The following is a 14,720-nucleotide window of genomic DNA, read 5'->3' as shown; positions in this document are numbered from 1 at the left end:
CGTCGAGCGGCCGGCCGGCTGGTCGGCCCGAGGACCCGGGAGCCCCGATGCGCGTGCCCTTGACCACCCGAGACTTCCTCGACCGCGCCGAGCTGGTCTACGGCGACCGCGTCGGGATCGTCGACGAGCCCAACCAGCCCGCGCCCTCGCTGGGAGAGGTCACCTACCGGGAGGTCGCCCGGCGCGGGCGCGCGCTCCAGGCCGGCCTCGACGCGCTCGGCGTGGGGGAGGGCGAGCGGATCGCCGTCGTCAGCCACAACGCCGGCCGGCTGCTGGAGTGCCTGCTGGCGCTGCCGTCGTCCGGGCGGGTCGTCGTCCCGGTGAACTTCCGGCTGCAGCCGGACGAGGTGAGCTACATCGTCGGGCACTGCGGCGCGCGGGTCCTCTTCGTCGACCCCGAGCTGGAGACCTCGCTCAAGCGCGTGGAGGCCGAGCACCGGTTCACCACCGGCGAGGAGTACGAGCAGCTGCTGCGCTTCGACACCGAGCCGGTTCCGTGGTCCGAGCCCGACGAGGACGCCACCGCCACGATCAACTACACCAGCGGGACGACGGCCCGGCCCAAGGGCGTGCAGATGACCCACCGCAACGAATGGGTCAACGCGGTCACCTTCGCCATGCACATGCAGCTCAGCGACCGCGACGTCTACATGCACACGCTGCCGATGTTCCACTGCAACGGCTGGGGCCTGCCCTACAGCACGGCCGGCGTCGGCGCCCGCCAGGTGGTGCTGCGCAAGGTCGACGGCGCGGAGATCCTGCGGCGGGTCGAGCAGCACGGCGTGACCGTCATGGCCGGGGCGCCGGCGGTGTGGAACGCCGTCCTGGACGCCGCGGCCGAGTGGGACGGCGAGGTCCCCGGGCGCGACCGGGTGCGGATCATCGTGGCCGGCGCCCCGCCGCCCTCGAAGACGATCGCGCGGGTCGAGGCGGAGCTCGGCTGGGAGTTCAACCAGATCTACGGCCTGACCGAGACCGCGCCGCTGATCACCATCAACCGGCCGCGCGCCGAGTACGACGACCTGGAGCGCGAGGAGCGGGCCAAGCGGCTCTCCCGCGCCGGGGTGCCGGCGCTGGGCACCCGGCTGCAGGTCAGCGAGTCCGGCGAGGTCCTCGCGCAGGGCAACACGGTGCTGGCCGGCTACTGGAACAACCCCGACGCCACGGCCGAGGCCCTCGAGGGCGGCTGGTTCCACACCGGGGACGGCGGCAGCATCGACGACGGTGGCTACCTCACGATCTCCGACCGCAAGAAGGACGTGATCATCACCGGCGGCGAGAACGTCTCGTCGATCGAGGTCGAGGACGTCGTCTTCAGCCACCCGGCGGTCGCGGAGGTCGCGGTCATCGGCGTCCCGGACGAGAAGTGGGGCGAGATGGTGACCGCCGTGGTCGTCGTCGCCGAGGGCCAGCAGGTCACCGCCGAGGAGATCGTCGCCCACTGCCGCGGCCGCATCGCCGGGTACAAGATCCCCAAGCGGGTGGAGTTCCGCGACGAGCTGGCCCGCACCGCGACCGGCAAGATCCAGAAGTTCAAGCTGCGCGAGGCCTTCTGGTCGGACTCCGACCGCCAGGTGAACTGAAGGAGGCCCGTCCAGGAGGTCCCCGAGCGCGTGAGAGGACCTCCTGGAGGGGCCGCGCCCGACACCCCAGTTCCGGCAGCGGCGTCCCCCCATGTGGGGAGTGCCCGCTCAACCCCTTCCTTGATCTTGTCGTATCGGCACCGGAGTGCGCCTCCGGGCGCCGGTCGACGAGGTCGTGAGGAAGGTCGGACGTGGGCAGGACGGACGAGCGGGAGAGCCATCCGAGGCGCTCCGGGTGGCTGGCGCGCGGAGCCGGGGCGGCGGTCACCGCCCTGGTGCTGGCCGGTCTGGTGCCGGGGACGGCCGTGGCCGCCCCCGGGGACGACGAGGTCGCCGCCGCGCAGACCGAGCGCGACGCCGCGGCCGCCCGCGTCGGCGCGATCAGCGCGCAGCTCGCGCAGGCCCAGGAGCAGGTGGACGCCGCCCGCCGGGGCGCGCAGATCGCGCTGCAGGAGTACGAGGTCCGGCAGGCCGCGCAGGAGGAGGCGCGCGTCGCGGCGGACGCCGCCGCCGCTGCCGCCGAGCGGGCTGCTGCCGAGCTGGGCCGCGGCCGCGACCAGGTGGTCGCCTTCGCGCGGTCGAGCTACATGCAGGGCAGCACCACCCCGGGGGCGGCCGCGCTGGTCACCGCCGAGGGTCCGGCCCAGCTGGTGGAGCGCGCCGCGCTGCTCGAGGCCGCGGGTGGTCACCGGGCCGACGTCGTCGCCGAGCTGACCGTCCTGGAGCAGCAGGCCGCCGCGGCGGACGTCGCGGCGCAGACCGCGGTGCGGACGGCCGACGAGGCCGAGGACGCCGCGGCCGGGGCCCTGGCCAGCGCCCAGGAGCAGGAGGTCTCGGCGCGCGCCCAGGCCGCCGAGCTCGCCGACCGGCGCGAGGTGCTGGAGGCCGAGCTGGCCGAGGCGCAGGAGGTCCTCCACGGCGCCCAGGGTGCGGCGGCCGCGGCAGCTGCTGCCGAGGCCGCGACCGCTGCGGCGCAGGCGCGCCCGCCGGCGCCGAGGACGCCGTCGGTCTCCCCGTCGGCGGGGTCCCCGGCGCGGAGCACGTCGTCCTCCGGGTCGTCGTCTTCCCGCAGCGACTCGCCGACCGGCACGGACACCACGGCCGGGGCACCCACCGGGTCGGTGGTGCAGCGGGCCATCGCGGCGGCGAAGAGCCAGCGGGGGCTGCCCTACAGCTGGGGCGGCGGCAACGCCAACGGCCCGACGTGGGGCATCCCGCCGGACACCGACGTCTTCGGGTTCGACTGCTCGGGCCTGACCGAGTACGCCTACGCGCAGGCCGGCGTGCGGATCGGCGGTACCAGCCGCGAGCAGTACTGGCGCTTCCGCGACCGGACCGTGGCCGCCGACGACCTGCAGCCCGGCGACCTGGTGTTCTGGGGCGAGACCGCCGACCACACGTCGATCTACCACGTGGCGCTCTACATCGGTGGCGGCCAGGTCGTCCAGGCGCCGCAGAGCGGGGACGTCGTGCGGATCTCGGACATGTGGTTCGGCCGCGACTACTACGGCGCCGTCCGGCCGACCGCCTGACCGAGGACCCCTGCCCCTCACCGCTCGCGGGCTCGCCGCGACCTGCAGGGGGCCGACGGGACCGCGGGACGGGGCCACGAGATGGGGCGTCGGGCAGCCACGGGGGGAGCTGCCCGACGCAGGACCGAGGCTAGCAGTCGGCGGAGGCTGCGGGCAGGTGTGTGCACGCGACCCGTGCTCCCCGAGCGTCGCTCACCCTCGGTGTCCGATCGGCTCGCCCGCGTGCGTGCCCAGCTGGCCCCCAGGAACGTGTAGGACACTGGCGGGGACGGGCACGCCGCCCGTCGCCGACCCCGCGGCGCCTCGTCGGACCCGGGGCCGTGGACCGGCACGATCGGGGAGTTCCGTGAGCAGCGCCGCCAGCACCTCGCTCGACCAGTCCGCCGGGCAGCCGGTCCCGCCGTCGGTCGACGCCGCCCGCCTGGAGCGGGTGCTGTTCGAGATCAAGCGGGTGATCGTCGGTCAGGACCGGCTGGTCGAGCGGATGCTCGTCTCCCTGCTGGCCCGGGGCCACGTGCTGCTCGAGGGCGTCCCCGGCGTGGCCAAGACCCTGGCCGTCGAGACGCTGGCCACCGTCGTCGGCGGTCGCTTCGCCCGCCTGCAGTTCACCCCCGACCTCGTGCCCGCCGACATCATCGGCACCCGCATCTACAAGGCGGGGCAGGACGCCTTCGACACCGAGCTGGGCCCGGTGTTCGCGAACTTCGTGCTCACCGACGAGATCAACCGCGCGCCGGCCAAGGTGCAGTCGGCGCTGCTGGAGGTGATGGCCGAGCGCCAGGTGTCGATCGGCGGGGTGACCCACCCGCTGCCCGACCCGTTCCTCGTGCTGGCCACCCAGAACCCGATCGAGTCCGAGGGCGTCTACCCGCTGCCCGAGGCCCAGCGCGACCGCTTCCTCATGAAGGTGCTCGTCGACTACCCGAGCCCGGAGGAGGAGCGCGAGATCATCTACCGGATGGGCTCGACGCCGCCGGTGCCCGAGACCGTCCTCGGCCCCGAGGACCTCGTGCGCATGCAGCGCACCGCCTCGCAGGTGTTCGTGCACCACGCCCTGGTCGACTACGTCGTCCGGCTGGTGGTCGCCACCCGCGCGCCGCGCGAGCACGGCATGGAGGACGTCGCGCAGTGGGTCTCCTACGGCGCCAGCCCGCGCGCCTCGCTCGGGCTGATCGCCGCCGGCCGTGCCCTGGCGCTGGTCCGCGGCCGCGACTACGTGCTGCCGCAGGACGTCCTCGACGTCACCGCCGACGTGCTGCGCCACCGGCTGGTGCTCTCCTACGACGCGCTGGCCGACGGCGTGCCCGCCGACCACGTGGTCAAGCGGATCCTGCAGAGCGTGCCGCTGCCGCAGGTGGCCCCGCGCCAGCGCTCCGGCGGCTTCGGCCCGGGCACCCCCGGCGGCCCCTCGGTGCCGGCCGCGCCGACGTTCGGCGCGCCGCAGTTCGGCCCGCCCGGACCCCAGTACGGGCAGCCGGGGCAGCCCTACAACGGTCCCGGCCAGCCCGGTCCCGTTCCGCCGACCGGTCCCTTCGGTGCCCCGGGTCAGCCGGCCGCGGGTCAGCCCAGCCCGGCGCCGCAGGTCCACCCGGACCCGTCCGCCAACGGCGCCGAGCGCGGGTCCTCGCCGGCGTGATCCTGCGTCGCCGGTCCGGCGGCGCCACGACCCCGGAACACGCTCCGGAGCAGGCCGGCCCGCCGCCCACCCCGGGTTCCGGCATCGACCCCGGCGCGGGGGACGGCGCCCCGCCGCACTTCGCCGAGGGCCCGGCCGACGTCCTGCTGCAGCGCCTCGAGCTGACCGTCCGGCGCCGGCTCGACGGGTTGCTGCAGGGCGACCACCTCGGCCTGGTGCCGGGCTCGGGCACCGAGGCCGGCGACTCCCGCACCTACCACCCGGGGGACGACGTCCGGCGGATGGACTGGCCGGTGACCGCGCGCACCCAGGTGCCGCACGTGCGCGAGACGATCGCCGACCGCGAGCTGGAGACCTGGGCGGTGGTCGACCTCTCGGCCAGCCTCGACTTCGGCACCGCCAACTGCACCAAGCGCGACCTGGCCATCGCCGGGCTGGCCGCGGTCAGCCACCTCACCGTCCGCGGCGGCAACCGGCTGGGCGCCGTCGTCACCACCGGCGAGCGGGTCGACCGCTACCCGGCCACCGCCGGACGGCTGGCCGCCGACCGGCTGCTGCGCGCCGTCGTCGCGACGCCGCGGGCCGCCGGCGGGCGCCGGGGCGACCTCGCCGCCGCGCTGGAGTCGCTGCGCCGTCCGCCGCGCCGCCGGGGCCTGGTGGTCGTCGTCTCGGACTTCCTGGGCTCCGACGCCCAGGGCGCGCCCGACTGGGAGCGCCCGCTGCGGGGCCTGCGGGCCCGGCACGAGCTGCTGGCCATCGAGGTGGTCGACCCGCGGGAGCTCGAGCTGCCCGACGTCGGCCTGCTCACCGTCGTCGACCCGGAGAGCGGCCAGACCCTGGAGGTCCCCACGGGTGACGCCGGGTTCCGGGCCCGGTTCGCCGAGGGCGCCGCGGCCCAGCGGCGGGCCATCGCCGCGGCGCTGCGCCGGGCCGGCGCCGGGCACCTGCAGCTGCGCACGGACCGCGACTGGCTGATGGACGTCGTCCGATTCGTCGCCGACCGCCGGCGCGCCGGCAGCGGAGGAGCCTCCCGATGAGCTTCCAGGCCCCGTGGTGGCTGCTCGGCCTGCTGGCCGTCGTCGCGCTGGTGGCCCTGTACGTGGTGCTGCAGCTGCGTCGCAAGGCCTACGCCGCCCGGTTCACCAACGTCGCGCTGCTGGGCACGCTGGTGCCCAAGCGCCCCGGCTGGCGGCGGCACCTGGCCTTCGGGCTGGTCGCGCTCGGGCTGGCCGCGCTGATCGTGTCCCTGGCGGTGCCCAGCACCGAGGTGCGGGTGCCGCGAGAGCGGGCGACGGTGGTCATGGCCGTCGACGTCTCGCTGTCGATGCAGGCGACCGACATCGAGCCCAGCCGGTTCGAGGCGATGCAGGTGGCGGCCAAGCAGTTCGTCGACGTGCTGCCCGAGCGGATCAACCTCGGCCTGGTGTCCTTCGCCGGCACCGCGACCACGGTGGTCACCCCGACGACCGACCGCGGTCAGGTGCGCACCGCGATCGACAACCTGGAGCTGGCCGAGTCGACCGCGATCGGCGAGGCGGTGTTCACCTCGCTGACCGCCATCGAGAACTTCCAGTCGTCGCTGGACGCCGACGGCGAGGAGGTGCCGCCGGCGCGGATCGTGCTGCTCTCGGACGGCTACAACACCGTGGGCCGCCCCGACACGCAGGCCGTCGACGCCGCGCTTGACGCCGGCATCCCCGTCTCGACCATCGCGTTCGGCACCGACTACGGCACCCTCGACCTCGACGGCGAGCGGGTCCCGGTGCCGGTGGACCGCGCGACGCTCGAGGAGATCGCCGACCAGACCGGCGGCAGCTACAGCGAGGCCGCCAGCGCCGCCGAGCTCGAGGAGGTCTACCAGGACCTGGGCAGCCAGATCGGCTACACGACCGAGCCGCGCGACGTCAGCTACTGGTTCGTCCGCGGCGGGGTGCTGTTCGCGCTGCTCGGCGTCGTCCTCAGCCTGCTCTGGACCAACCGCCTGCTGTAGGTGGGGGAGGCCTCCCGGGTCCCCGCGCTCACCGGGGACCCGGGAGGGGGTCCGCTCAGACCGTGAAGCCGCGCTGGCGGCGAACCAGCTTCCGCACCATGAACAGCGTCTGGAGCACCGTGAGCAGGTAGAGCACCGGCCAGCCGATGGACAGGATCGCCGACTGGATGCCGATGCTCTGCTGACCCCAGGCGACGATCAGCACCACGAAGGTCGCCACGGCGCAGACCGCGGGCATGACGTAGGCCGACCCGCGGCCCCGCTCCGCGGCCGCCTGCGCGGCCCAGTTGTCTTTCTCCACCCGGGCGAAGAACTGCACCCACGCGGTGAGGAAGTGGCCCATCCGGAGCCACATGTACAGCTCGGCCGGCGCGACCAGCAGCGCGTAGAGGATGTCCGAGGCGCTCTTGTCGTGCATCGACGCGGCGATCCGCAGGTTGAGCAGCGTCGCCACCACCGGTGGGATGAGCCAGACCGGGTTGAACACGAACGCGTCGATGGACAGTGCCGCGGCCAGGAGCAGCAGGAAGCCCATGCGCGCGGTGATGTTGGACAGCATCGCGATGTTCTCGTACCAGCGCAGCCGCAGGTTGGGGTGCAGCGGCTGCCCCTTGCTGTCGCCTCGCTGACCGGGCCACAGGAGGTCGATGCCGCCGTAGTTCCACTTCACCTGTTGGCCGTGCAGGGCGCGCAGGGTCTCCATCGGACCCACGAACGCCCGTGCATGGGCACTGATCTTCGTGCTGAAGCCCGCGTCCTTGATCTGCAGCGAGAGCTTGGAGTCCTCGACCTCCGAGTCGCGCACCCACGGCGCGGCCTGGTGGTGGCGGTACATCACCGATTCCAGCGCGCGGACGTTGAACAGGCTGCACTGGCCGCCGAGCACGGCCATGTTCCGCCCGCGCACCAGGTTGTCCATGTTGAAGCCGGCGAACTGGGCGCGCTGACCGGCGACCAGGAACCTCGCCATGGCGCCCTTCACCCTGGTCTTGTCGAACGTGTAGATGGCCGAGATCCCGCCGATGCGCGGGTCGGAGACCATCTCCTTCTCCAGCCACTCGACGCAGCGCCGGTCCAGCGTCGTGTCGCCGTCGACCCCGAGGATGTAGTCGTGGCCGCGGCTGACGTAGTAGCCGAAGTTGAGCGCGCCGACCTTCTTGTCGGGGTTCGCGCCGATGTCGTGGACGTGCACCACGGTGGTGAACACCTCGCCCCTGACCACCCGCTGGTGCTCGCCCTCGAAGCGGCGGGCGATCTCGGGGGTGTCGTCGTCGGTGTTGTTGACGACGACGTGGATGGCGTCGGGCAGCCGGGTCTGGCTGAGCAGCGAGGAGAGGACGTCGGCGATCGTCGACTCCTCGTTGTAGGCCGGGATGACGCAGCTGATCGTCGCGTGCCGCCGCTCCTCGGCGGCCTGGGGACCACCGAACTCGGCGGGGACCAGGGAGCTGATGTCGGGGACCTGCGCGGTCCCCCTGGCGAGCAGCTGGACGCGGTCGGTCGCCCGCCGCATGCCGTGCAGGACGACCTGACTCACGGGGTCTCCTCCTGGGAGAAGGGCAGCACGATGCTGTCGAGGACGGTCTGGCGGAAGTAGCGCTGGGACCCGGGCTCGGTCTCGACCAGCAGGTCGAACTGGATCGACAGGGTGACCTGCTCGGCGTCGGGGGCCGAGGGGGTGAGGACGAGGGCGGTGCCGTAGCTGTAGGGCGGCTGGAGCGCGAACTCGCCGCGGTCCTCGGCCACGGTGGTGCGCGCGGTCCCGTCGTCCGTGGTGGCCACGAAGCGGGTGACCAGCACCTCGACGTCGGCGTCCCCACCCTCGAGGTGGGCCGACAGCTGTACGCCCTTGGTGCCGGCGGCCCGCCACTGCGTGGCCTGCTCGGTCGTCCACCAGTCGACGACCAGGGTGCGCTCGCCGGCCGGCACGGTGCGGGTGGTGGAGCCGGTGTCGAGGTCACCGGCCGGCCGCGTCGGGGCGGGGGCGACGACCGGGACGGTGGCGGGTGCCTCCGGCTCCGGGCTCGGAGGGGGCGCAGCGGTCGACGCCGATGCGTCGCCGAGTCCGGGGCTCATGCTGACGTCGGGCAGCGTGCAGCCCGAGAGGGCCACGCCGGCGGCGACGAGCAGGACGACCCCCACCCGGAGCTGCCGGGACACGGGTGTGATCACGAGGTTCTCCCTGGGTGCGGCACGAGGCCGCGGCTGACGGACACCCGCACGGGGGAGAGCGGCATCGGCCTCCGGCTGCGGTCATGCCTGAGAGTAGGGGGATCGTCACCTGAAGTCAGGCTCGTATCACCCGTCCGGGGAGGACTCCCGCTGGTCGGGGGCTGCCCGGACGGTCACCGGGCAGGGTCGAGGACGAGCTTGCCGGTGGTGCGGCGGGTGAGCAGGTCCTGGTGCGCCTCGCGGACGGCGGACAGCGGGTAGCGGCCGCCGACCACCGGGCGCAGCGCGCCGTCGGCCACCAGGGGCAGCAGCTCGGCCATGGCGTCGTCGAGCATCGCGGGCCGCGCCATGCAGTGGGCCAGCCAGAAGCCGACGACCGCGCGGCTCTTCTGCAGCAGCACCCCTGGCGGGACGGGGGCGGTCTCCTGGCGGGCGGCCATCCCGTAGGTGACGACCCGGCCGAAGGGAGCCAGCGCGGACAGCGAGCCGGCGAAGACGTTGCCGCCGGTCATCTCCAGGACGACGTCGACCGGACGGCCGCCGTTGGCCTCGCGCAGCGCGGCGGTGAAGGCCTTCGGGTCGTCGTCGGCCAGGGCCGGGTCGACCGAGGCGTCGGCGCCGAGCTCCTCGGTGAGCGCCCGCTTCTCCGGGCTGGACGCGGTGGCGATCACCCGGCCGGCGCCCCAGCGGCGGGCCAGCTGCACGGCCAGCGACCCGACACCGCCGGCGCCGGCGATGACGACGACGGTCTCGCCGGCGGCCAGGTGGGCGCTGGTGCGCAGCAGGTGGTAGGCGGTGCTGCCCTGCAGGACGACGGCCAGCGCCTGCTCGTCGGTCACGCCGTCGGGCACCTGCCAGGTCAGCCGCGGGTGTGCGGCGACCTTCTCGGCGTAGCCGCCGCCGTCGAGCAGGCCGACCACCCGCGGGCCGCCGCCGGCCGGCGTCCCCACGAACTCCAGGCCCGGCACCAACGGCAGCTGCTGGGCGGCGAGGTAGCTGTTCTCGACCTGGTGGGTGTCGGCGTAGTTCACGCCGGCGGTGGCGACGTCGAAGAGCTGCTGGCCGTCCGAGGGGACGGGGTCGGGCAGGTCGACGACGTCGAGGACCTCGGGGCCGCCGAAGCGGGTGATCTGCACAGCGCGCATGACGGTCAGGCTATGGCGCGCGTACCCGAGCGGTCGGCCACGCACAAACGGTGGGGAGTCGGGGGCACCAGGACGGCGATCGAGGGCACCAGCGGGACGACGGGGGCAGTTGCGCCCTTGGTGTCCCCGACAGGGGGGTGGCCGATGAGGGCACCGACGAAGTAGGCGACGAGCCCGATGGCGGCGGCTGTGCCAAGCGGCTCGAGCCACAGGCCGATGAGGATGCCGGCGGCGCCGGCGATCTCCTGCCGGCCGATTGATTGCGCACAAGAGCGACAGCTCACGACGCGCCAACTTGCGGACACCCCGAAGCAGAGGAGAGCCCCGTGAGCACGGTGGTCACGTACAGCTCGGTGTCGGTGGACGGCTTCGTCGCGGACCAGAATGACCAGCCCGGACCGCTGTTCGACTGGTTGTCCCGCGGCGATGTCCCGTTGGACGAGAGCGGCGAGCTGAAGGTCTCGCAGACCTCCTACGACTACACCCGGCCGTACTGGGACCAGATCGGGGCGACAGTCGTCGGCCGCCACGTCTTCGACATGACGGACGGCTGGGACGGGAAGCCTCCGGGCGGGATCGACCACGTGGTCGTCGTGACGCACCGGTCGGAGCCCGAGGGCTGGGACCCCGAGGCGCCGTTTCACTTCGTCGACGGCGTCGAGGCAGCCGTGGCCAAGGCGCAGGAGCTTGCGGGTGACCGCATGGTCGAAGTCGCCGCTGGCGACGTCGGTGGCCAGGTGCTTGCCGCGGGTCTGGTCGACGAGGTGCGCATGGACGTCATACCCGTCGTGTTCGGGTCCGGCAAGCGCTACTTTGGGTCGGTCCACGCGCAGCACCTATTGGAGGATCCGGACGTCGTGATCCAGAGCAACCGGGTGCTCCACCTGCGCTATCGGGTGCGCCGTCGGCCAATCTGACAGTGAGCGGGTGCGCGAAGAAGTCCACTGCGAACGGTGACGCCAAGATCCGGCCTCCGGCTGCATCCGCGCATCGCTTCCCTGGTCAAACAGCCGACACCGACCCGCCCCAGCACCTCACCTGCGGCAGCGCTCGGCGGCGCACCCGCCGGCCGGGCCCCCGCACGCGGCGGGGGCCACCTCTCGCCGCGGAGGAGCTCAGCCGACGGGCAGCGAGGCGAGTCGGGCGGCCAGTTCCGCGTTGCGACGCAGGAAGGGCACCCATCCGTCGGGCGCCCGCGTGCCGGGCGCCGACCGGGTGCAGGTCTCCTGCTCCCAGGCGCGGAGCCGGCCGTCCCGGATCCGCAGCCGGACCAGGACGTCGTCCCCCCAGGCGGTGACGTCCTCGTCGCCTCCCTGGCCCGGTGCGGTGACCCGTTGCGGCGCGACCACCCACTCGACAGCCTCGATCTCCGCTTGGAGCCGGGCCGCAGCCTCGTAGGCCTGCGCCCCGGCCGCGGCGTCGCGCCGGGCGGCCAGCGCCGCCAGGGCGTCGGCGACCGCCGTCGGCTCGCGGTCGAGCACGGACGCCACGGCGCTCGCCAACTGCGCGACGGGGGTGCCCTGCCCGCCGCGCAGCCGCGCCAGCTCCCGCTCGCCGGCGCTGCGGGTCGGACCGGCGTGGCCGAGCGGGTACAGCCGTTCCAGTCCGGACACGGCTAGCCGCACCTTGCGGGCCCCGAGGTAGGGCCCGAAGAACCGGACACCCGGTGCCGGCCGGTGCACTGAGGCGAGGCCGAGGCGCGGCGCCTCCGGCGAGGCGTCCAGGCGGATACCGACGGGGACCTCCAGGCCGCCGACGATCCGGTTCCACGGCGGCAGCGACCGCTCGAGCAGGTTCCGTTCGGCCCAGGCCGCCTCGTGCGTGGAGTCGCAGACCAGCGCCTCGATCCGGGCGACCTGGGGCATCATCCCCCGAAGGTGGCGGCGGTCCCGCAGGTCGCCCCAGTAGGAGCTGACCCGGCGGCGCAGCTCTCCGGCCCGCCCGACGTACAGCACGCGGCCGCCGTCGTCCCGGAAGCGGTACACGCCCGGAGCGGTCGGCAGCGCGGCGACGGCATCCGGTCGGGCGGGCATGCCCCCATCGTGCGCACGGCCGCTGCGCCGTGGTGAGACCGCGCCCCACGACCCCCACGTGTCCCACCAGCACCGGCAGGAGAGGCGTCAAGGGGGACGCACCCCTCGCAGGGACGTCCCCCTCGGCGTCGTCGCACCGGTGGCCTCGATGAGCGCCCCGGCTGGACTATCCGGGACGCGCCGATCGGGACCTCAGGTCAGCGGGTGGTCTGCGCCTCGCGACGCGGGAGCACCCAGTCGGGGCGCATGTAGTGGCAGGTGTAGCCGAAGGGGATCTTCTGCAGGTAGTCCTGGTGCTCCTCCTCGGCCGCCCAGAACGGGCCGGCCGGCGCGACCTCGGTGACGACCTTGCCCGGCCACAGGCCCGAGGCGTCGACGTCGGCGATGGTGTCGAGCGCGACGCGCTGCTGCTCCTCACTCGTGTAGTAGATCGCCGAGCGGTAGCTCCGGCCGATGTCGTTGCCCTGCCGGTCCTTCGTCGACGGGTCGTGGATCTGGAAGAAGAACTCCAGCAGCTCCCGGAACGAGATCTTCTCGGGGTCGAAGACGATCTCGACCGCCTCGGCGTGGTCACCGTGGTTGCGGTACGTGGCGTTGGGTGTGTCGCCGCCGGAGTACCCGACCCGGGTGGAGAGCACTCCCGGGCGCTGGCGCAGCAGCTCCTGGGCGCCCCAGAAGCAGCCCCCGGCGAGGATCGCGGTCTCAGTGGTCACGTGTGCCTCCCTCTGTGTCCAGCACGACGGGTGAACACCGCGACCCGGTCCGCTGTTTCCTTCTGGGTGCCCAGTGCGATGACGTGCCCGAGCTGCGCCGGGAGCACGGCTGGGCGATCGTCCTGGGCTCCAGCGCCGAGGGAGGCAGAGCGGATCGCCGGCATCCACAGCGGCGTCCATTGGCGCCTCGGCAGGCACACTGTGCCTCCGCACATCGCGTCGACGAGGAGAGCTCTATGCCTCGGGGCCGTCGAAGCGGGTGATCTGCACGGCTCGCACGCGCCTGAGGCTAGGGCTCCACCGGCATGCAACGGCTCCAGGGGCCGACAGCGGACGGCGCACGAGGCAGTCCTGTGCGGGCAGGCCCCCGACACCGGATGGTGCCGCTCGTCTCGGAACGCTCACCACCGCCTCGAGCCGGCGGTCTCCTCGAGCGGGGGAGGGCCGGCCCCGCCGGCGGGGTACTCCAGCATCGGCACGGCGTCCTGCGCCCACGCCTGCAGGACCGGATCGACGATCCGCCAGGCCTGCTCGGCCTCCTCGCCGCTCACCGAGAGTCGGCTCCCGCCGGACAGGAGGTCGGTCAGGACCTGACCGTAGGCGGTGCGCTCGCCCGGGGCTGCCACGTGCGCACCGGGCTGCCGGCCCTCCTCCGGCGCGTCCAGCTCGATCCACGACCGGTCGGCCGCCACCCGATCGGCGTCGCACGGGTCGCACGCCGGCGCGGCGGTCCGGAAGTGGAGGGCGACTCCCTTGCGGGGCGTGCCGAGAGCCTTCCCGGTGCGCAGCACGAACCGGGTGCCGGTCCACCGAGGGGTGTCCAGCTCCAGGAGCACCTCGGCGTAGGTCTCGGTGCCGCGAGCGGGGTCGACGCCGTCCTCGTCGGTGTACCCGGGCACGGTCCGACCGGCGGTGGCGCCCGTCCCGCTCAGTGTCCCGGCGGTGTAGCGCGCCCGTCGGGTCCGGACGGGGACCTCCGCGGCGGAGAGCACGCGGACCGACCGCAGCAGCTCCAGCTTGGCCGCGTGCAGGTCGCCCTCGGTCTGCCGAGCCGGCAGCTCCATCGCGACGAGGGTCAGGACCTGGAGCATGTGGTTCTGCATGACGTCCCTGACGGCACCGGTCCGGTCGTAGAAGTCCGCCCGGCCCTCGAGCCCCAGCGTCTCTTCCCACAGCACGTCGACCTCCGCGATGGAGGCACTGTCCCAGACGGGTGCCAGCGAGCGGCCGGGCGCGCGCAGGTCCAGCAGCGCCTGCACCCTGGGCATCCCGAGGAAGTGGTCGACGCGGAACGCAGCCTCCTCGACGCCGCCGGTCACGCGGGTGAGCAGGTCGTTCAGTGCCACTGCGCTCGCCAGATCGGTACCGAACGGCTTCTCCACCGCGATGCGGCTGCCGGCCGGCAGGTCCGCGTCGCCGAGCGCGCCCAGCATCGCGGGGAACAGCGCCGGGGGCAGGGCCAGGTAGACGGCCACCGCCGCGCGGTCAGCGGCATCGCCGTCGCCGTCGTCGAAGGCCCGCGCCGCGGCGGCGACGGTGCCGGCCGCTCCGGGGTCGACCGTCCGGTACCGCAGGCGACCGACCAGCGCGTCCCGTACCGCGGTCGGTACGTCCCCGGCGTGCTCGTGCAATCGGGTGGCCACGTGCGATCGGAAGGTCCGGTCGTCCCAGTCCTGGACGGCGCCGCCCACGACCTGCAGGCCGTCGGGCATCCGGCCGTCGGCCGACAGCCGGGCGAGCGCAGGCAGCAGGAACCGCCCAGCGAGGTCGCCCGTGGCACCGAGCAGGAGCAACCGGCCGATCACCAGTACTCCCGGAGGACGATGACGGCCAGGGGTCGGCTGCCTCCGGGCCATGGGTCCGGTCGCGGGGGCGGCGGGGCTGTGAGCATGGCGCGACCATCCTCCCCGAGCCCC

Annotated in this window: 13 protein-coding genes; 6 read left to right on the top strand and 7 right to left on the bottom strand. The window is 73.9% G+C overall.

All coding sequences use genetic code 11. The features are described 5' to 3' along the window. Nucleotides 1-47: 47 nt before the first annotated feature. The 5 genes from ACI79G_RS09315 to ACI79G_RS09295 all read left to right on the top strand — a co-directional run bounded on the left by ACI79G_RS09315 (nucleotide 48) and on the right by ACI79G_RS09295 (nucleotide 6,741). A complete protein-coding gene (locus ACI79G_RS09315) occupies nucleotides 48-1,583 on the top strand; it encodes a long-chain-fatty-acid--CoA ligase (RefSeq protein WP_456880852.1) in 1,536 nt (511 codons plus the stop codon). 191 nt (nucleotides 1,584-1,774) lie between these two features. Then, the gene (locus tag ACI79G_RS09310) at nucleotides 1,775-3,115 is read left to right on the top strand and encodes an NlpC/P60 family protein (protein ID WP_456880851.1); all 1,341 of its coding nucleotides are present in this window, start codon (nucleotides 1,775-1,777) and stop codon (nucleotides 3,113-3,115) included. A gap of 346 nt (nucleotides 3,116-3,461) precedes the next feature. Further along, complete coding sequence (locus tag ACI79G_RS09305; protein WP_456880850.1) at nucleotides 3,462-4,751, top strand: AAA family ATPase; 1,290 nt, start codon at nucleotides 3,462-3,464, stop codon at nucleotides 4,749-4,751. Then, complete coding sequence (locus tag ACI79G_RS09300; RefSeq protein WP_456880849.1) at nucleotides 4,748-5,788, top strand: DUF58 domain-containing protein; 1,041 nt, start codon at nucleotides 4,748-4,750, stop codon at nucleotides 5,786-5,788. Before ACI79G_RS09305 ends, ACI79G_RS09300 begins: the two co-directional genes overlap by 4 nt. Further along, nucleotides 5,785-6,741, top strand: a complete 957-nt coding sequence (locus ACI79G_RS09295; RefSeq protein ID WP_456880848.1) for a VWA domain-containing protein — start codon at nucleotides 5,785-5,787, stop codon at nucleotides 6,739-6,741. The genes ACI79G_RS09300 and ACI79G_RS09295 overlap by 4 nt, the downstream gene beginning before the upstream one ends. A 55-nt stretch (nucleotides 6,742-6,796) precedes the next feature. Here ACI79G_RS09295 and ACI79G_RS09290 read toward each other — a convergent pair whose 3' ends face one another. The 4 genes from ACI79G_RS09290 to ACI79G_RS09275 all read right to left on the bottom strand — a co-directional run bounded on the left by ACI79G_RS09290 (nucleotide 6,797) and on the right by ACI79G_RS09275 (nucleotide 10,342). Next, nucleotides 6,797-8,278 carry a glycosyltransferase family 2 protein gene (locus tag ACI79G_RS09290; RefSeq protein WP_456880847.1) on the bottom strand — a complete coding sequence of 494 codons (1,482 nt, stop codon included), beginning with the start codon at nucleotides 8,276-8,278 and terminating at the stop codon, nucleotides 6,797-6,799. Beyond that, nucleotides 8,275-8,913, bottom strand: a complete 639-nt coding sequence (locus ACI79G_RS09285; protein ID WP_456880846.1) for a hypothetical protein — start codon at nucleotides 8,911-8,913, stop codon at nucleotides 8,275-8,277. Before ACI79G_RS09285 ends, ACI79G_RS09290 begins: the two co-directional genes overlap by 4 nt. 173 nt (nucleotides 8,914-9,086) lie before the next feature. Next, nucleotides 9,087-10,058 (bottom strand): quinone oxidoreductase family protein, encoded by a 972-nt coding sequence (locus ACI79G_RS09280; protein ID WP_456880845.1) that lies wholly within the window; start codon nucleotides 10,056-10,058, stop codon nucleotides 9,087-9,089. Nucleotides 10,059-10,063: 5 nt separating this feature from the next. Continuing rightward, nucleotides 10,064-10,342, bottom strand: coding sequence for a DoxX family protein (locus tag ACI79G_RS09275; protein ID WP_456880844.1), 279 nt, complete (start codon nucleotides 10,340-10,342; stop codon nucleotides 10,064-10,066). A 42-nt stretch (nucleotides 10,343-10,384) separates the two neighbouring features. Here ACI79G_RS09275 and ACI79G_RS09270 point away from each other — a divergent pair, with 42 nt between their 5' ends. Further along, entirely contained in the window at nucleotides 10,385-10,975 is a 591-nt protein-coding gene (locus ACI79G_RS09270) for a dihydrofolate reductase family protein (protein WP_456880843.1), read from the top strand. A gap of 198 nt (nucleotides 10,976-11,173) precedes the next feature. Here the strand turns inward: ACI79G_RS09270 and ACI79G_RS09265 are convergent, their stop codons facing one another. The 3 genes from ACI79G_RS09265 to ACI79G_RS09255 form a co-directional block, all read right to left on the bottom strand. Continuing rightward, nucleotides 11,174-12,091 carry a hypothetical protein gene (locus ACI79G_RS09265; RefSeq protein WP_456880842.1) on the bottom strand — a complete coding sequence of 306 codons (918 nt, stop codon included), beginning with the start codon at nucleotides 12,089-12,091 and terminating at the stop codon, nucleotides 11,174-11,176. A gap of 197 nt (nucleotides 12,092-12,288) precedes the next feature. Further along, nucleotides 12,289-12,804 (bottom strand): peptide-methionine (S)-S-oxide reductase MsrA, encoded by a 516-nt coding sequence (gene msrA / locus ACI79G_RS09260; protein ID WP_456880841.1) that lies wholly within the window; start codon nucleotides 12,802-12,804, stop codon nucleotides 12,289-12,291. Nucleotides 12,805-13,205: 401 nt separating this feature from the next. Further along, nucleotides 13,206-14,609 carry a glucose-6-phosphate dehydrogenase gene (locus ACI79G_RS09255; RefSeq protein ID WP_456880840.1) on the bottom strand — a complete coding sequence of 468 codons (1,404 nt, stop codon included), beginning with the start codon at nucleotides 14,607-14,609 and terminating at the stop codon, nucleotides 13,206-13,208. Nucleotides 14,610-14,720: the final 111 nt, after the last annotated feature.

This window comes from Geodermatophilus sp. SYSU D00779 (assembly GCF_054050595.1).
The sequence above is the reverse complement of the archived record's forward strand: the minus strand, read 5'-3'. Positions and strand labels throughout refer to the sequence as shown.

What these genes read in the sequence shown, in the direction of transcription:
- ACI79G_RS09315 (WP_456880852.1), top strand. Translation starts at nt 48, where the DNA reads ATGCGCGTGCCCTTGACCACCCGAGACTTCCTCGACCGCGCCGAGCTG.
- ACI79G_RS09295 (WP_456880848.1), top strand. Translation starts at nt 5,785, where the DNA reads ATGAGCTTCCAGGCCCCGTGGTGGCTGCTCGGCCTGCTGGCCGTCGTC.
- ACI79G_RS09280 (WP_456880845.1), bottom strand. Translation starts at nt 10,058, where the DNA reads ATGCGCGCTGTGCAGATCACCCGCTTCGGCGGCCCCGAGGTCCTCGAC.
- ACI79G_RS09265 (WP_456880842.1), bottom strand. Translation starts at nt 12,091, where the DNA reads ATGCCCGCCCGACCGGATGCCGTCGCCGCGCTGCCGACCGCTCCGGGC.